Below are 19,935 nucleotides of genomic sequence, written 5' to 3'. Positions count from 1 at the left end.
ATGGGTATGTAACTTGCATGTAGTAATTTTATAGAAACTTATTATTATGACAAACAAGGTATTAGCCATTACTTTTTTATTCCTTTTTACTGTTACCAACTCATTAGCTCAAATTAATATGCAAAAGGGGTTTAAAATGTTAGAAACAGGAAAAAATAAAGAAGCTTCTATTTTTTTTGAAAATGTTTTAGAACAAGAACCTAATAATAAAACGGCAAAAGTATGTTATGGAAGAGCGGTTGGACTTAGCGGAAATCCAGATAAAGCCATCAATATTTTCACCAACTTACTATCAAAATACCCTAATGATTTGGAAGTTAAACTTAACTACGCAGAATCATTACTTTGGAGTAAACAGTTTACAAAAGCAAAAAGTTATTACAAGAAATTAGTTGATGAAAATCCTACAAGCTTTTCTGCTTTATTAGGATATGCCAATACCTTATCTAATTTGAAAGAATACACAGATGCTATGAGCTATATTAATAAGGCTTTAGAAGTCTCTCCTGGTAACCCAAATGCTATGGTTTCAAAAAAATACATAAGATTAGGTCATGCTTATAAATATCAACAAGAAAAAAAATACGATGAAGCCATAAAATTATTAGATGATAATTTACAAGATTTTAAACTTGATAAACAAACCTTACTTAATAAAACAAATGTTTATTTGATAAAAAATGAACCAGCTAAAGCCAAAGAAGCTTATAAACTAATAGCAACCAATCCAAAAGATTCAATTATTGCGTTAAACGGATTAGCCTTAGTCTCTCATTTACAATTTAAAGACAAAAAAGCTTTAGAACTTGCTCAAAATGCTCATTTTAAAGTTAAAAAATTTGAAAATGATACACTTTTAACAAAACAAACTAAAGAGCGTTATATACAAGCTTTAATTTGGAATCAGAAATATAAAGTTGCTGGAAAGGAAATTGACACCTTATTAGCTAAAAAGCCAAATACAAATTGGATACTTTCATTACATGCATCTTTAGCTACTTACAAAAGTGATTTTAAAGAAAGCATTGCTGATTATAATCAAATTTTAAAAAATGATCCTAAATCTTTTGATGGTAATTTAGGAGGTGCTAATGCCCAACTAGCTAATGGAAATGAGAAAAAAGCATATGAAGCCGCTTACCAAACATTAACTATTTTTAAAGAACAAAAAGATGCATTAAATTTTATCAAAAATCTAGATTTAAACTTTACCCCTTTTGTTGAAGAAAAAATAGCCTTTACTTTTGATAACGGAAATAATAATGCTTTTTCATCTACAACTACCATCGATTTTCCTATTTCTTTTAAATTAAAAGCAACGGCATCCTACCAATTTAGAACTACAGAAAATACCATTACTAATAGTAAAGCCACTACTAATGATTTTACCGTTGGTTTATCTTATAAAATAAGACCTAAAATAAGCTTAAATGCAAATATTGGAATTAATAGCGCTAATTCTTTCTCTAATGATTTCACACAACTATTATTACAAGCTTTTGTGAAATTAAAACCACTCAAATTACAAGATTTAGAGATCGGATACAAAAGAGAAATTCAGAGTTTTAATGCAGATTTATTAGATAAAGAGATTGTTGCTGATAATTTTTACATTAACAACAATTTTAGCACTAATTTTAACTTAGGATGGTTTACTCAGTTTTTTTATACTCCTCAAAATGATGGAAACACAAGAAATCTTTTATTCACATCCTTATACTATAACTTTTTGAAAAGACCTGTTTTAAAAGGAGGAATTAATTATCAATTTTTAACCTTTCAAAATCAAGTTCCAACTATATATTTTAGTCCATCTAAGTTTAATGCAGTTGAATTATTTGCAGATTTATTAAAAGATGAAAAAACTACCAAGCCTAAAAATTGGTTTTATACTGTTAGTGGTGCTGTAGGTTATCAATTTATTGAAGAAGACCCTAAACAACTCACCTACAGAGGTCAGGTTAAACTAGGTTATAAGTTTTCGGATAGGTTTTTAGCTAATATTTACGCACAACATACCAATATTGCTTCTGCAACAGCCGCTGGTTTTAAATTTACTGAAATAGGCTTTAGATTAAAATGGTACTTTTTATCCAAACCAATTTTTAAAACACATAATTTTAAAAAAGAGGATTTGTAAAACAAATTCTCTTTTTTTTGTAAAAAAATAATCCTCTTGAACAATCAAGAGGATTATTAAACTAACCAATTAAATCTAAAAACTTATTACTTAATTGATAAAAACAAGGGGGAAAACTAATGTGTTGTGTTGGGGATTATTCAACTATGTATTTACATTAATAATATATCTTGTTTGGGATATCAACTAACTACACTACAAATATAATTCAGCTTTTAACTTCTAAATTTAACTTTTCGATTAACAACACCACTTAACCGATTAAAAACCATTATTTTAAGATTAATTAAATAATAATAGTTTTAATATATATTAAAAAAAACAATCCTTTTAAACTTAACGTTTAAAAGGATTGTTCAACTAACCAATTAAATCTAAAAAAACGTTTAAAAATTATTGTAAGCGTTACTTGTTAATGCTATTAAATAAATGGGTGTTAACAATATAATCCGCATTAAATGATTGTGTGCTTATCAATAATAATCAACTATTATCAATTACATTGCTAATTTACAATGAGCTATAAACTTGTGATTAGATATTCGATAAACAAATAAACTTACCCGATAAACGGTTAAAAAACAGCGATAAGTAAACTTAAAACATAATTAAATACAGTATTTTTTTAAAAAAAATAATCCTTTCAAACTTCTGCTTGAAAGGATTATTTAACTAACCAATTAAATCTAAAAAAACTTTAACTTTTTATGATAAACTTATTGTGCTTTTAAAACTGAGGGGTGAATTCATTTTAAGCTTTTCTGCTTATCATTAAATTATCAACTATTATCAATTACACTGCTAAAATACTACAGGTAAATACTTCTTATTATTGATTTTCGATAACTAAACTCAACTACTCGATGAATGACATTTTATAAACGATAAGGATTCTAAAACATAAAAAAACCTCTTACAAAGGGGTATGCAAGAGGTTAAGGGGCTTCATTTAAAATGAATTTGGGGATTACTTTATAATAATTGGGGATTATTACTTTGTACTATATTTTGGTTTAAAATAGCCCTCTGGTGTATTGATAAAAGCTACACTAGAGGACTATTAAACTAACTACAATCAATTAAATTCTTATCTTTTAATTGATAAAATACAAGGATATATTATTGAAAAAATGGTTGGGGATTATTCAATATATCTATTATTTGAAAGAACTTGTTATAATATCAATTAATTACACTACAAAGATACTAGAGCTTTTAGCTTTGAATATATGTTATTCGTTTAATGAACAATAAGTAAAGACTAACTGTTACAAAGAATCGATTTGATAATATTAGATAAAAAAACAATCCTTTCAAACTTCTGCCTGAAAGGATTATTTAACTAACCAATTAAATCTAAAAAAACTTTAACTTTTTGTAACTATTGTAAGTCTAACTTTTAATACTATTAAAAATGGGTGTTAACAATATAATCCGTATTAAATGATTATCTACTTATCAATAATTATCAACTATTATCAATTACACTGCTAAATTACTACAGGTAAATACTTCTACTTTTTGATTTTCGATAACTAAACTCAACTAACCGATGAATGACTTTAAATGACCGATTAGACATATGAAACATAAATAACTTATGACTTTATTTACACATCATAAAAAAACAATCCTTTCAAACTATTGCTTGAAAGGATTATTTAACTAACCAATTAAATCTAAAAAAACTTTAACTTTTTATGATAAACTTATTGTGCTTTTAAAACTGAGGGGTGAATTCATTTTTAAGCTTTTTTGCTTATCATTAAATTATCAACTATTATCAATTACACTGCTAAAATACAACAGGTAAATACTTCTTCTTTTCGATTTTCGATAACTAAACTTAACTACCCGATGAATGACTTTAAATGACCGATTAGGTATATGATACATAAATAACTCATGACTTCATTTACCTATCAAAAAAACAATCCTTTCAAACTATTGCTTGAAAGGATTGTTCAACTAACCAATTAAATCTAAAAAAACTTTAACTTTTCATGATAAACTTATTGTGCTTTTAAAACTGAGGGGGTGAATTCATTTTTAAGCTTTTCTGCTTATCATTAAATAATCAACTATTATCAATTACACTGCTAAAATACTTAAGTTAGCCCTAAATATAAAAAATATTGTTAATCATAACTATTTTATTGTTTTTCAATAATTATTGTATATTTGAATAATTAAATTATCAAATATGAAAAAAGCAGTATTATTTAAAACACTTGTTGACATTCTTTACATTTTACATTTTATTGGACTAGTTGGAATAATATTTATAATACCTTTTGGAACCATCAATATTAACCAGGTAAATATGGATGTTGAAAATTGGAGTTTATTTTACTGGTCTATATTTATAGTAAGTTTATTTGCTTACATAATATTTTTAAGAGGTTTATATTTTTTGAGAAAAATGGCAAGGTTCTTATTGAATAACAAATATTTTTCCGAAAACACTATTGAGAATTTAAAAAAATCTGGGAATAATTTTCTATGCACAGGAATTATTTCATTCGTTCTTATTATTGTGTTATGGTTAATTAAACTTATTGGAGGAAAGTTTGAATTGATATATAACAACAATCTATTAATACCTTTATTTTTATCCATAATTGGAATGTTTTTTATCATTCAAAGCAATGCTCTGAATTTAGCAAAAGTAATTAAAGAAGAAAATGAACTAACAGTTTAATTAATGGCTATTATAATAAATCTTGGTGTTATGTTAGCCAAAAGAAAAATGAAAAGTAAAGAACTTGCCGAAATAATTGGAATTACAACAGCTAATCTTTCGATATTAAAATCTGGAAAAGCAAAAGCTATTCGTTTTTCAACTTTAGACTCTATCTGTAAAGCACTAGACTGTCAACCAGCTGACATAATAGAATATTCTGAAAATGAATAAAAAAAAGAGAGGCTAACAATGTATAAAATTTGTTACTTAAATCACGTAACTAATTTTATGTAAAAGCATTAAATACTTCTACTTTTTAATTTTCGATAACTAAACTCAACAACTCGATGAATCATTTTAAATAACCGATTAGACATATGAAACATAAATAGCTTATGACTTTATTTACCTATCAAAAAAAACAATCCTTTCAAACTATTGCTTGAAAGGATTGTTTAACTAACCAATTAAATCTAAAAAAACTTTAACTTTTTATGATAAACATACTGTGCTTTTAAAACTGAGGGGGTGAATTCATTTTTAAGCTTTTTTGCTTATCATTAAATTATCAACTATTATCAATTACACTGCTAAAATACAACAGGTAAATACTTCTTATTATTGATTTTCGATAACTAAACTCAACTACCCGATGAATGACATTTTTTAAACGATAAAAATTATAAAAAGTAAAAAACCTCTTACAAAGGGGGATGCAAGAGGTTAAAGGGATTTATTTAAAATGAATTTGGGGATTACTTTATAATAATTGGGGATTTATTACTATGCCTTATATTTAGGTTTAAAATAGCCCTCTGGTGTATTGATTAGAGCTACACTAGAGGGCTATTAAACTAATTACTAATCAATTAAATCTATATCTTTAAAACTGATAAAAACATATGGATATGTTATTGAAAATGATTGGGGGTTGTTCAATATTTCATCTATTTAAAAGAGCTACTTGTAACGTGAATTAATTACACTACAAAGATAGTAGAGCTCTTAACTTTTAATGTTCATTTTTCGATTAATGAACAGTACATTAAGACTAACTGTAACTAAGAGTCGATTTGTTAACAGTACATAAAAAAACAATCCTTTTAAACTATTTATTTAAAAGGATTGCTTAACTAATCAATTAAATCTAAAAAACTTTAACTATTGTAGACAAAATAAAAATAGATGTTGTAAACTTATAGGGTGATATAGGTTTAAAAACTTAACTTAATTGTCTAGAATTTAGATTATCAATTATTATCAATTACGCTGCAAATTTAACTTGAAATTTTTAGTTACATCCTTTTTTTCGATAAACAAACCTTTATGATCGTTTAAAAGCATTTTTATGTGGACGAATGAAAAACCCTCATGCGTAACGAACTCGCAAGAGGGTCATAATTCAAACTATAATAAAGACTTTTAATTCAAATAATTGACAAAATGAAATAACATTAATAAATTAGGGTTTATAAAATTTATTTTTATTGTTACATGAGAACGTATTTTAATCAATTACACTTCAAAGATATGACACGTTAAGCTCTAATTACTTAAAATTTCGACGTAACCTACTGATTGTTAAGGTAAATGGTAGTAAAAAAACGATAAATGTAAAAACAAAAAAAACTCATTTAACTAAAAATGAGTTTATTAAAATATTATACATAACTAGTTATAGTAAGTTTAATCGTTTCATGAGTTCTGGTCTATTAGACCTACTAACAGGAATCACATCTTTTGCTATAAGTACACTATTGTCCTCAATATCTATAATTCTTTGAAGATTAATTATATAACTTCTATGTACTTTTAAGAATAATTCTTCTGGTAATTTTTCTTCAATCTTTTTTAATGTTGAATGTACAGTGTAATTTTTACCATCTGTTTTAATTAAAATATAGTCTCCTTTTGCTTCTACTAAATAAATACTTGTCATATCTATTTTAATCAATCGTCTATCTATATTAACATATAGCTGGTTTTCTGCGTTATCTTTAGCTTTAACCATGTTTTTACTAGCCTCACTATTTTGTTCTGTATCTGCTTTAAATCTAAATTTTTCAGCTTTAGAAATAGCTTTATCAAAACGTTCTTGCGTTACAGGTTTTACTAGATAATCTACAATACACTCATACTCAAAAGCCTCTATAGCAAAGTCTTTATCAGATGTTGTTAAAATTACTTTTGGTGGTTTTTTAAGTGTTTGTATTAAATCGAACCCTGTAAATTCCGGCATATGAATATCTAAAAAAATAAGATCTATATCGTTACTATTCAAATATTTAATTGCTTGAATTGCATTTGAAAATTGCTCTACAATAGTAATTTTTTTTGTGCCATTACATAAGTGTTCTACAACAGCTCTCGCTGTAGCTTCGTCATCAATAATAATACAATTCATTAGGTTAAGTTTTAGTTAATGGCCAAAAAATCACGCATGGTAACTAATACATTTTTAAACTGATCGTGTTGTTTGGCAGATCCCGTTTTTAATTCTTTTTCATAATCTTGAGCAAAACTATACGCTTTGTACATGCCTAAAATACTAATTTTATGTTTAAGTTTATGAACAATTTGTGCACTTTCTTCAAAATTAGAGTCTTTTATGGTATTTTCATAGTATTCTACCTCAGTTGGTAACTCTTCTTTTAAAATAGAAAGCATCTTTTGTTCAAACTCAACATCTCCTCCAGAAATTTCTTTCAAATAATTTAAATTGGGTGTTTCCATAAGTTTTTATTTTGGTAGTTTAAAATAAAAGGTTGTTCCTTCTTTATCTTTAGATTGTAATGTTATTTCTCCTCCGTAATATTCAATTATCTTATGTACTATTGATAAGCCAATACCTGTACTATTGGTAGTGGCATCTAACTTTTGAAATACGCCAAATATTTTTTTATGGTACTTTTGAGGTATTCCAATGCCATTGTCTTTTATATAAAATTGCCAATTGGTATCTAAATCTTCAAAGCCTACTTCTATTATCCCCTTTGGTTTATCACTAAAGTGAATAGCGTTGGTTATTAGGTTTTGAAATAATTGTTGTAATCTATATTTATCTCCTTTTATAGTTGGTAATTCATTTGGTATTGTAATGGTTATATTATTGGGTACATAAATTATTTTTACTAACTCATCTACTAATAACTGTGTATCAACATCATAAACAAGACTCTCTTTTTTATTAATAGTAGAATACTTGTAAATACCATTAATTAATGAATCCATTTTTTGCACATTATTTAAAATCATGTTAATATGCTCATAACATTCATTACTCATTTCCTCTTTCCAGTCTTCTAACATCCAATTGGCAATAGTATCAATACTTCTTAATGGTGATTTTAAATCATGAGATACAATGTGTGCATATTGGTTTAACTCCTCATTTTGCTTTTCTAGATTTTTAAGTAATTCTTCATTTTCGTTATTAGACGTTACTATTTCTTTTGCCTGTACATTAATCAACTCCGTTAAATTTTCTAAATCAACTTCAGCTCCAGAATCTCTTTTTGTGAGTTTTATTCCAGATTTTTTTAATGTTTTTATAGCTGATTGTAGATTATCTATAACCTTTCGCTGTCTATCAGATTCATCTCTCAATTTTTCATTGGCTTCAAATAATTCATCAGAGCTTATTTTCATAGCCAAACGTATCATTTCTATTTGCTCTTCGTAATTTTCATAAGATTTAGCAACTGCTTTAATAAATTCGTTTAAACTTACGTCAGATTGAATTTTCTCATCTAAATACTTTCTTTTTTGTCTAATTAATAATGAGTTCATTATTCACTTATTAGTGTTAATGTCATAGTTTGGTTATGAAGCTTACACCTCTTATCTATTGTGTACGGAGCCATTTCTCCGTATGAATAAAATCCACAAATAGTTGTTTCATTACCAATGATATACTGAACCTCTTCAACTTCTTCTTCCACGCGTTGGTCTAACACTAACTTTCTTCCTAAGCTACTAACCAAAATGGCTAATTCTGGTTTATGCATTCTACCTCTCATCGCTAAACGGGCTGCCTTATTTGCTCCTGTAACTATATCATCTGCTGATGATAATAACAACTGTACTTTAGAACCTTGAGGCACATCGCCAGCTAAAATCATACAATCCTGCTTGTCATCAATATTTATAATGGCCCGTATAATTGACCATTTAGATCCTGTTTCTGTTACTTTTAATGGGTAATACAACGCTGATTGGGGAAGTTGCTTTGCTTTTTTACCCAAATATTTTTTATAGATACTTAGTGCTGAAGTATCATCTATTTCATATAAAATATTTCCTTTAGAGTGCGTTACAATTCTTTCGGGGCCAAAAGGTTGCCAACCACCATAGTTAGCATAACTTATCTCCAAAGTTTTTCCATAAAACCCAATGGCAACTATTTCTCCTTCTAAGGGTGTTTCGTTGTATGAGGTAACTGTTTTTAAAAACCGATTTCCGTCACTACACAAACCACCTGTCATGGCTATTGGGGTTTTTCCTATAACTGTTTCAATACCTGCTATTAAACGACTTCCATTAACAAAACTTCCTTCTGATATCACAAACAAATGTTTAAGATTACTTTTGTTGAACTTTTTAGCCAATTTTAAACCTGCGTCTATACAGTTTTTATTATGATTGAAAATATTTACCGTTTCAATTTTAAAAGAACTTTTTTCTAATTCAATAGCTGTAAATACTACAGAATTATCTTCTACGGTATTTTCTATAATTTCTCCTGATGATGAACCAAATACAATTTGACCATCTGGAAAAAATGATCTTAACTCATCATATATTACCGTATTTTCTATTAGCAACCTATTACCAAAAACTAGTACTAAAGGCGACTTTAATTTTATGTATTTGGTTAACTGCCAATCATTTCCTTTACTTTTTATTCCTTGTACAATTTTCATTTTTTAAGCTTAATGAAAAAGGTAGTTCCTACTCCCTTTTCACTTTCTAGCCAAACTTTACCGTCGTACATGTCTACAATTTTTTTGACTATAGAAAGTCCAATTCCTGTTGAATCTTTATGCTTAGTAAAAGATTCAAAAACATTAAATATTTTCTTGTGATATTCCTCTGGTATACCAATACCATTATCTTTAACTATAAATGTATGGTACTCTTTATCTGATATAGCACTTACAGATACCATTCCTTTTTCTTTATCTATATAATTTACAGCGTTGCTTAATAAATTTTGAAATAATTGCTGAATTCTAGTTCTATCTGCTTTTATTATTGGCAATGAATCATCTACCTTTAGTGTTACATGATCTGGTATAAATATTAATTTTTTAATACTTTCTATCACTTCATTAACATTTACGCTTTCTATAACAAATTGCTCTTCACTAATACTTGAATAACTTAAAATATCATTAATTAAGTTTTCCATTTTTTGAACTGTATCTTGTATTAGATTAATATTATTCACGCCATTTTCATCCAGCTTGTCTTCATAATCTTCTCGTAACCAACTTGTGAGTGCTGAAATACTTCGTAATGGTGATTTTAAATCATGTGAAACAATATGTGCATATTCTTCTAGTTCTTCATTACTCTGTTTTAACTTTCTAAGTAATTTTTCTTTTTGTATTTCTAATGTTTTTATATGGGTAATATCTAGCGCAATACTTATAGTACCTTTAACATTTCCTTGTATATCATAATTTGGAGCTCCGCTTACTAACCAGTATTTAGTTTCATCATTTTTATCGATATATCTGAACTCATATGATTCTGATTTTCCATTCATTCTATCGATATACTTTCTTCTTACATATTCTCTTTCTACTCTGTCTTTTATAATATGCTCTATTCCTTTTCCTAGTAGCTCTCTCTCAGAAAAACCGCTCATTTCAACAAATCGTTGATTAGCTAACAATATTTTGCCACTTAAATCAGATTCTACTAAACCTAAATCCATATTAGCAATAATATTACTATACTTCTGTTTGTAGGCTTCTAGGCTTTTTCTATATTTTCTATTTAGTGTTACATCTCTGTAAGTCCATAAATGTCCTTTGTACTCTTTAAATTGAATGATGGGTATATAATCTCTCTCTAAAATTCTACCATCTTTCATTTTAAGTTCATCTCCAATTACAGGTTCTTTATCAATTACTATTTTGCTAATTCTTTCTGAAAAAAACTCTGGATCTTCAAATAAATCTTCAGACAATTTTGCATAATGAGAGCAGTCTTGACCCTTTAATATTTCAGGAGGTATAGGAATTGAAAATAAATCACAAAACTTTTGATTAGTAATTACAATATTTCTGTTTTCATCTTCTAATAAAACGCCACTATCTAAATTGACTATTAAAGAAGCTAATCTATTTTGAGATTCTATTAAATCATCTTTAGCTTTTCTTTCCTTACTTATATCTTCAACAGTAACAACTCTAAACTTTAAAGTACCTTTTGAGTTTCTAACAGCAGTAACAGTAGTTTTACCCCATAAAATTCTACCATTTTTTTTAATGTATCTTTTTTCTACATTAAAAATATCTATTTCTCCCCTGTCTAGTTTATCAACATTTAATTTAGATATTAACCTATCTTCCGGATGAGTAAATTCTAAAAAAGGAATATTTTGAGCCTCTTTAAGTGAATACCCTAGCATATTGGCAAAAGTTTTATTAATATATGCCAAAGCAACATCACCTTTTTTTGCTAGTGCAATACCAATGGGAGAGTTTTCTAAAACAATATTCAATCTATTTTTTTCTTGTTCAAGAAAATCTTTAAGCTTTATATCACTACTTATATCTCGAGCTATGCCGTGAGCTGCAATAGGTTTATTATTTTTGTCGTAAACCACTCTTGCATTAACCTCTAAAGTTTTTAATAAATTATTTTTGGTATATAACCTAGCTGTATATTTATTAATATACCCCAAGTTATATAAATTTTTAAAAGACTCCAGGGTATATTCTTTATCATCTGGATGAACAATATCATTTAAATTAATAGGTTCTTGCATACAATCGTAACCTATTAAATCTACAGCAACGTCATTCATTTTAAGTACGTTTCCTTGTAAATCCATTAAAAAGAAGGCATCATTTATATTTTCGAAAACTCCTTTTAATTCAGATTGTTTCTGATATAAGGAATCTTCTAAATCATCATTGGCTTCTTTTAATTGCTCTGAAACAAAAAATAATTCTAGTGACTTTACTTCTAAAATTTTTTCTGCTTGTTTGCGGGCTTTACGTTCGCGTTCTAGAGCTCTTTTAAGAACATCTATTTGCTTTTGACTCATACCACTTTTTCTATGACAAATTTTACCTCTGTTCCGTTTTCATTAAGTTTTTTATAGGATATATTGGCTTTACCTCTATAATGTTCAAATGTTTTTTCTATTAATCCGTGTGCTAATCTGTATAATGCTCTTTCAGATCTGTAAATCATTACCATACCATTATCATCTTCAGAAACTACATCAAAGGAAGGCAATTCTGCATTAGGATAAATTTTACGCACATGTACATGAATATGATTTTCTACGGAGTTTAATAACTCTAAAGGTGAATCATATTGTTTAAATATTTCTGGGTGTGCTTTTGTAAGCACTGTAAAAAAGTATTTACCATATTCATAAACCAACGTATCAACAGGTATGTTTACTTTTTCACTTAAATGAGTTAATAAGCTCACCATTTCTTCAAAATCATATGTACCTACAGATGTGTATGCTCCTTCAGATTTTAAATCGGATTTTTCTATAATATGATCAACTGTTTCAAGTCCAAAGTTGGATTCTACCATTTCTAAGAACTCTGTAAAAATGATTCCTTTCATTAATTTTAAATTATACAGATATTAGTTCATTAAGAGACCAATATGACAGCATTTTTTTAATTTTCTCCTTGTAATCTTCATATTTTAATGGCTTTACAATATAACCTGCAATACCAATTTTATAACACTCTAATATGTCTTTGTGGTTGTTAGATGTGGTTAAAACTACTGTAGGGATATACTTTAAAACATCATCATTTTTTAAAATTTTAAGAAACTCAATTCCATTAATTTTAGGCATGTTTAAGTCTAACAAGATAATATGGGGTAATTTATCTTTATTTGCTAATATTTCTAAAGCTTCTTCTCCATTGTTGGCTTCAACAACTGAATGTTTTTCTTCTAATTTTGATAAAATCCTATTGAATTTCATTACTTCAATTTGATCATCTTCAATTAGTAAAATTGATAATGAGTTTTGCATGTGTGTGTATTTTTATATTCTCCCCTTATTGCAATTTTAAGGGAAATTGTTTAATTGTATAAAATGTATTAGTTCATACATAGATTTTCTTCGGTGAACGAACATAATATTTCGATGAAAGGTAATTATATTTCTTTTTCCTGCAAAATATGCTATTCATCGGAACTTATATTACTTCCAACGTTAGATAAGTTAATTAAATAAAAATTATACAATTAAACCATTTAGTCTAAAACTAAAAACAACTGATAAACAAAAAAATATTAAATAAATTATATATGTATTTTTTTGTTTGATAAAAAAAGTTATTTAGTGAAACAAAAAACCATCTTTGTAATAAAGATGGTTTTTTGATTTGTTTAAAAGTTTTAAAAATTACATTTTAATAATTATAAATTCAGATCTTCTATTTAACTGATGCTCTTCTTTAGTACAAGGAACATCATTTTTACATTTATTAATTAATTGAGTTTCTCCATAACCAATTGCACTCTCTATGCGATTAGCCTTTATGTCTTGGCTTATAATGTAATCTCTGGTAGCCTTAGCTCTTCTGTCTGATAATTTTAAATTATACTCGTCAGTATTTCTTGAATCTGTATGAGATTCTATTTTAATAACCATTTCTGGGTATTGCATCATCAAAACTACAATTTTATTCAGTTCTAAAGCTGCATCGCTTCTTATAAATGATTTATTTAGATCGAAATAAATAATACCTATTTTAATTTTTAATTGACCATTTTCTTCAACAATTAATTCATTTAAAGTATCTAATCCAAGCGGCACAATTGTTTCCCCTGAAGAATTTGCTGTTTTAAAGTCTTTCTCTTTACTATTGTAACCTGTCTTAACTGCTTTTACTTTATAAATCGTGTTACAATTTATTGCTTTAGTAAACTGATATACACCATTAATATCTGTAATAGTTGTTTCTAATGTTTTACCCGAAGCATCTAACAACTCTAACGTTACCTGAGAGATTCTTTCCCCTGTTTTGGTGTTAGAAACATATCCGTTAACAAGCTGCTCACAAACTGGTTCATCTAAGGGAATTCTTACAAAAGAATAAATATCATCATCCCCTTTTCCTAATTCTCTGTTTGAAGCTACAAAACCAGTGTTTTTATCTTCTTTAATTATAAATGAAAAATCATCTAATTTACTATTTAACGGCGCCCCTAAATTTACTGGTTGCTTAAACTCAGCATTATCTATTTTACTTTGAAAAATATCAAGGCCACCTAAGCCTAAATGACCATCAGACGAAAAATACAATGCTTTATCGGTAATAAAAGGAAACATTTCTCTTCCAGATGTATTAACCGTTTCTCCAAGATTTCTTGGTTTAGAGTAGTTAACATTGGTGTGATTATTACTTTGCTGTTGTATTACATCTACAACAAAAATATCTGTAGCACCAATGCTTCCAGGCATGTCTGATACAAAATAAAGTAACTTTCCGTCTTTACTCAAAGCTGGATGCCCTACAGAATAATTATCACTATTAAATGGTAATTCTTGAATATTAGTCCATTCTTCCTTTCCATTTTTTTCATTCTTAATTAAATCTGCACTATAAAGTTTTAAATGGTTCGTTCCTTTATCATCTCTTTTTAACTCACCGTTAAAATTATTTCTAGTAAAATAAACACGTTTATAATCTGGTGAAAAAGTCAAAGTTGCTTCGTGATACCTTGTATTAATACTTTTTGAAAACTCTCCCAACTTTTTTATATCAGACTCTATGGTGTTTAGTTTTCCTACAAACATGTTTAAAAATGGCTGTTCATTCCAATGATAAACCCTGGTATGAAAATTAGACGGATTTATAGCGGATGAATACACTAAGTTTTCTTTGTAATACATAGGACCAAAATCTGAGTTTTCTGTATTAACAGATAAATTATGCAATACAAACTGAGGACTGATATTTAATACATCTTCAACTGATACATCTTTTTGATTCAAGTTCATAGATCTATCATCTTTTCCTACTGTTCTTTTTGCAAATTCTTTCATCCAAAGTTTAGCTTCATCATACTTACCAATTCCTTCTAAGCTATGTGCATATCTAAAAATATATTCTGCGGGTACTTTATTGTAGTAATTTGAAATTAATTCTGAATAATAGTTGTGTGCATTTTCCATATCTGTATTAAAGAAAAAACAATCTCCAGTTTTTTTCAATAATCTTAAATACTCACTATTATCAATATCATTTACAATTACTTCATCTTCATATTTGCTTAATGCTCTTTTGTAATATTCTGATGCTTCAACATACCACATTCTTTTAAAAAGCTTGTCTGCTTTAGGAGTATTACTTTTAGTTTTTAGTTCCGTATTTTGAGCTGATAAAATCTGTACAACTAAAGATATTAGTATAAGTGTAATTATTTTTTTCATAACTATGTTTTTAGAAGAATCTAGGTGATTTTAATTGCTTTTCTTTAGTTTTTAATTCAAAACGTAACATAATCTCGTGAGTTCCTGAATTAAATTCTCCTAATCGTGTAGTGGTTAAATCATAAGCATAGCCTAACAATAGTTTCGGACTCACCTGCAACCCAAATAAACCACTTACAGAATCATCCCACCTGTAAGCTAACCCTAATCTTAGGTTATCATAAAACATAAAGTTTGCCGATAAATCAAAAATTACAGGTGCTCCCGATACAAACTTTGCTAAAAATGCTGGTTTAAATTTTACTGATGAACTTAAGTTAAACACCTTTCCTCCTATTAAAAAGTAATGTAACCTTTCTACTCCTACTGTTTCTGCATTTCTATCATAATGCTCATCAGTTAAAAAATTTGGCACTGATAAACCTAAATAACTAGTTTCATTTCTCCAATAAACTCCTGCCCCAACAGTTGGCAGGAATTTATTGTTTATTGAAGGAACATCAGAATTACCTTGAAAACCATCTGATAAATCTACATTCAACAATCGTCCACCACCTTTCATTCCAAAAGAAAGAGAACTTTTATCGTTTAACTTTAAGGTATATGAAAGATTTGCATCTAGATAATACTCCTGAGATGGTCCTAATTTATCATGCACAAATGCTACACCTAAGCCCAAATTTTTCCCTATCGGTGATTCAACTGTTAAAGATTGTGTTTGCGGTGCACCATCAACGCCAACCCATTGAGTTCTATGCAAAGCTATTACAGATAAATGCCCTCTAGAACCTGCATAAGCTGAATTAACTGATAAGGTATTAAACATATAATTAGTGTACTGCGGATCTTGCTGTGCGTTACTACTTGTTAACGTCAACACTAACATTAAGATGAATATTATTTTAAATTTTATGTTCATTTTTAACTTCTTTCTTTAATTTTTTAAGCGAATTATGTTTAAATCTTATCTAGCTAAATATACCCAACCTACTCTTGGTTTAGATCCATCACCTAAATCTAATATATAATAATATGTACCAGTTGGTAACTCTTGATCTTTATTTAATACAGCTCTTCCGTTAGATATTCCATTAAAGGTATTATCATATCCTTTTTTCTCATATACTATATTACCCCACCTATTATAAATTTCTAATCTATTATTAGGATAATTTGTAATACAATCAATATAAAACACTTCATTATCTCCGTTTCCGTTAGGAGAGAATTTCTCATGAATTGTTAAACATATAGGATCTATAGTTACCGAGCTAGAATCATTATCTGAGTTAATATCTATTTGATCTAAAGCTAATAATGATGCTGTATTTAAATAATCATTTACATCTAATACCTGAACTAAAACTTCTAATGTATGAGTTTCTCCAGTTCCTACTGATGGTATTTGCCATACACCCGATATTTCATCGTAAATACCACTTGTTGCTGTATAAGAAACAAATTGATATCCAGAAGGAAGTGCTTCTTCTATTTCAACATTTGTAGCATCTAAAGTCCCCGTGTTTGTAACATTAATTGTAAAGACAACTTCGTCTAAAATTGCAGGTTCAGCTTCATTCACTGTTTTTACAACTGCAATATCTGCAACTGGTGTAGCAATTTCATAACTATCTTCATCATCTTCACTTTGATCACCGTCATCATTATTTGGTGTACTATTTGGATCATACATATCACTTGCTGTAATTTGAGCAATATTTAGGTACTCTCCTGCCTCTAAAGTTGGCATATTTACTGTTGCATCATAAGTAACTGTTAATCCAGTTGTTGGTATAATTAAATTTGTCCAATCAATAGTATTACCTGTAACAACTCCTCCATTACTAACATTAGTAATATTACTAAACCCTATTGGTAAATTATCTTGTACAGATACACCTGTTGCTTGATTTGGCCCATCATTATCAATTTGTAATGTAAATGTCACCACTTCTCCTACATTTGGCATATCATTATTTACTGATTTGGTTAATGATAAGTCAGCAATTAATACTATGACTTCAAAACTTGTTTCATCATCATCTGCTATACCATCATTTAAATCATCTACAGTTGCATCAGAGTTTACATCACTATCAGGATCTATTTGATCACTCGCTATAATTTCTGCAAAATTTACATATTCATCAACTGCATTAGTTGGTTCATTAACAGTTACATTAATAAAAATAGATTGTGATCCGTTTGCAGGAACTGTTCCTATGAACCAAACTCCTGTTACTGAGTTATAAACTCCTGAAGTTGCACTAAATTGGTTATAAGAAAAACCTGTTGGTAATAAATCTAACACCTCTACATTTGTAGCATCCTGAGGTCCGTTATTAGTTACTTCTATTTCAAAACGGATTTGATCTCCTGGTTGTGCATTAGTAATATTTCCTACGGTAGTTTTTGTTATGGACAAATCTGCAATTAGCTGTACTGGTGTAGTTAAAGCTTCTGCATAATCATCTTCAGATGTATCTCCGTTATTGGGCGTTGAATCTATATCAAAAACATTTGACGCGGTAATTTCTGTGGTATTTAAATAGTTCCCATTAGGGTTAACCGTTACATCAATTAACAAAGTTTCAACATCTCCATTTGCTAAATTACCAACCACCCATATTCCTGTTAATTCGTCATAAGTCCCTGTTGAAGAACTGAATGTTTGATAATCATAACCTGAAGGAATTACATCTGTAATTTCAACACCTGTAGCTTCTTGAGGACCATCATTTCTGACAGTGATTTCAAATGTAATCTCTTGACCAACCAGAGGTGTAGTATCTCCGTCAACCACTTCTTTTGTTACAGATAAATCTGCCACATGAATTACTGGGTTTGTTACAGCACTGTCTTCATCATCTTCACTTTGATCTCCATCATCATTATTTGGTGTGGAATCTATATCAACTATATCAGAAGTTATTACTTGAGCTACATTTCTGTATTCCCCTGTTTCATTTACTAAAACATCAATTAATAAAGTTTCCGATGTTCCTGATGCTATATTTCCAATATTCCATAATCCAGTACTCTCATTATAAGTACCTTCTGTGGAACTATACAATACAAAATCATATCCTGTTGGTAATAAATCTAATACCGAAACTCCTGTTGCATTTTGAGGTCCATCATTAGTTACAGTTATCTGAAAAGTAATTTCTGATCCAATTAATGGAGTAGTATCTCCATCAACTACAGTTTTAACAAGTGATAAATCTGCCATTGGAACTACTGGTGTTACCACAGCACTATCCTCATCATCTTCACTTTGATCTCCATCATCATTATTTGGTGTAGAATCTATATCAAATACATCTGAAGTAGTTACTTCAGCAATATTCAAATAATCACCTGTAGAGTTAACTAATACATCTATCAATAAGGTTTCAGATTCGCCTGATGAAATATTACCAACTTGCCATAACCCTGTATTTTCATCATAAGTTCCAGCTGTTGAACTATATAAAACAAAATCATACCCTGATGGTAATAAATCTATAACTGATACTCCAGTAGCATTACTTGGTCCATTATTTGTTACTCTAATTTCAAAAGTAATTTCTGTACCTATTAACGGAGTAGTATCTCCATCAACAACTATTTTTGTTAATGATAAATCTGCTTGTTCTACTATTGGTGTAATACTAGTCTCATCATCATCTGCAATACCATCTCCATTATCATCTACCGTAGCATCTGAACTTGGATCACTATCTGGATCAAATTGATCACTACCTATAATTGATGCATTGTTTGTATAACTTACACCAACTCCAGGTGCCAAAACCGTAGCTTCATAACTAACACTTACAACTCCATTGGTACTTCCAATACTTAATCCATTCCAGCTAATGGTATTACCTACTAATACTCCTCCATCGTTGATAGCACCTACTGTGTATCCGTTTGGAACTACATCCGATACCGAAACTCCTGTAGCTACATCTGGACCTGAATTAGTGATGCTTAACGTAAACATAACTACATCACCTACATTAGGAGTGCTGTCATTGATCGTTTTTACAATTGATAAATCTGCCGATTGTGGTACAACCATAGCCGTATCTTCATCATCATCTGCTATACCATCTCCATTATCATCTACCGTAGCATCTGAACTTGGATCACTGTCTGGATCAAACTGATCACTGCCAGTTATCCATGCGCTATTTACATACTCATCTGCCACACCTGTTGGGGCTAATACCGTAGCTTCAAAACTAACCACTAAACTTCCTGAAGATGCCACACTTAAACCACTCCATGTAATAGTGTTTCCTGCCTGTACTCCTCCATTATCTATATTACTTATAGAACCATATCCTACTGGTAATACATCTGATATCGAAACTCCTGTAGCATTACTTGGACCTGAATTACTTACTGTAATACTAAATAAAACTACATCCCCTACATTAGGCGTAGCATTACTTACTTCTTTTAATAAAC

General features: G+C 28.8%; 13 protein-coding genes. 3 read left to right on the top strand and 10 right to left on the bottom strand.

Annotation, left to right across the window (positions count from 1 at the left end; genetic code table 11):
- The first annotated feature begins 46 nt into the window (after positions 1-46).
- The 3 genes from ACFQ1U_RS02330 to ACFQ1U_RS02320 all read left to right on the top strand — a co-directional run bounded on the left by ACFQ1U_RS02330 (position 47) and on the right by ACFQ1U_RS02320 (position 5,054).
- A complete protein-coding gene (locus ACFQ1U_RS02330; protein WP_386104912.1) occupies positions 47-2,140 on the top strand; it encodes a tetratricopeptide repeat protein in 2,094 nt (697 codons plus the stop codon).
- Positions 2,141-4,343: 2,203 nt separating this feature from the next.
- Entirely contained in the window at positions 4,344-4,841 is a 498-nt protein-coding gene (locus ACFQ1U_RS02325; RefSeq protein WP_386104911.1) for a DUF2975 domain-containing protein, read from the top strand.
- A gap of 3 nt (positions 4,842-4,844) precedes the next feature.
- On the top strand, positions 4,845-5,054 hold the full coding sequence (locus tag ACFQ1U_RS02320) for a helix-turn-helix domain-containing protein (protein WP_386104909.1): 210 nt from the start codon (positions 4,845-4,847) through the stop codon (positions 5,052-5,054).
- Positions 5,055-6,498: 1,444 nt separating this feature from the next.
- On the opposite strand, the gene ACFQ1U_RS02315 is transcribed toward ACFQ1U_RS02320, so the two are convergent.
- From ACFQ1U_RS02315 to ACFQ1U_RS02270, 10 genes are all read right to left on the bottom strand, one after another.
- Positions 6,499-7,227, bottom strand: a complete 729-nt coding sequence (locus ACFQ1U_RS02315; protein WP_386104907.1) for a LytR/AlgR family response regulator transcription factor — start codon at positions 7,225-7,227, stop codon at positions 6,499-6,501.
- Between the two features lie 11 nt (positions 7,228-7,238).
- Positions 7,239-7,556 carry an Hpt domain-containing protein gene (locus ACFQ1U_RS02310; RefSeq protein ID WP_386104905.1) on the bottom strand — a complete coding sequence of 106 codons (318 nt, stop codon included), beginning with the start codon at positions 7,554-7,556 and terminating at the stop codon, positions 7,239-7,241.
- Between the two features lie 6 nt (positions 7,557-7,562).
- Positions 7,563-8,612 (bottom strand): sensor histidine kinase, encoded by a 1,050-nt coding sequence (locus tag ACFQ1U_RS02305; RefSeq protein WP_386104903.1) that lies wholly within the window; start codon positions 8,610-8,612, stop codon positions 7,563-7,565.
- Positions 8,612-9,745, bottom strand: a complete 1,134-nt coding sequence (locus ACFQ1U_RS02300) for an FIST signal transduction protein (RefSeq protein ID WP_386104901.1) — start codon at positions 9,743-9,745, stop codon at positions 8,612-8,614. The genes ACFQ1U_RS02305 and ACFQ1U_RS02300 overlap by 1 nt, the downstream gene beginning before the upstream one ends.
- The gene (locus ACFQ1U_RS02295) at positions 9,742-12,105 is read right to left on the bottom strand and encodes a PAS domain-containing sensor histidine kinase (RefSeq protein WP_386104899.1); all 2,364 of its coding nucleotides are present in this window, start codon (positions 12,103-12,105) and stop codon (positions 9,742-9,744) included. The genes ACFQ1U_RS02300 and ACFQ1U_RS02295 overlap by 4 nt, the downstream gene beginning before the upstream one ends.
- Entirely contained in the window at positions 12,102-12,644 is a 543-nt protein-coding gene (locus ACFQ1U_RS02290; RefSeq protein WP_386104898.1) for a heme NO-binding domain-containing protein, read from the bottom strand. Before ACFQ1U_RS02290 ends, ACFQ1U_RS02295 begins: the two co-directional genes overlap by 4 nt.
- A 10-nt stretch (positions 12,645-12,654) precedes the next feature.
- Positions 12,655-13,068: a response regulator gene (locus ACFQ1U_RS02285; protein ID WP_386104896.1), complete on the bottom strand. Its 414-nt coding sequence runs from the start codon at positions 13,066-13,068 to the stop codon at positions 12,655-12,657.
- A gap of 375 nt (positions 13,069-13,443) precedes the next feature.
- A complete protein-coding gene (locus ACFQ1U_RS02280) occupies positions 13,444-15,477 on the bottom strand; it encodes an OmpA family protein (RefSeq protein ID WP_386104894.1) in 2,034 nt (677 codons plus the stop codon).
- Between the two features lie 10 nt (positions 15,478-15,487).
- Positions 15,488-16,396 (bottom strand): PorP/SprF family type IX secretion system membrane protein, encoded by a 909-nt coding sequence (locus ACFQ1U_RS02275; protein ID WP_386104892.1) that lies wholly within the window; start codon positions 16,394-16,396, stop codon positions 15,488-15,490.
- 45 nt (positions 16,397-16,441) lie between these two features.
- Positions 16,442-19,935: T9SS type B sorting domain-containing protein (locus ACFQ1U_RS02270; RefSeq protein ID WP_386104889.1), on the bottom strand; the 3,494-nt coding region annotated here is incomplete at its 5' end.

This window comes from Tenacibaculum geojense, assembly GCF_042676005.1.
Taxonomy (GTDB): Bacteria; Bacteroidota; Bacteroidia; order Flavobacteriales; family Flavobacteriaceae; genus Polaribacter; species Polaribacter geojense.
Note: the sequence above shows the minus strand (reverse complement) of the source record. Positions and strands in the feature narration are given on the sequence as shown.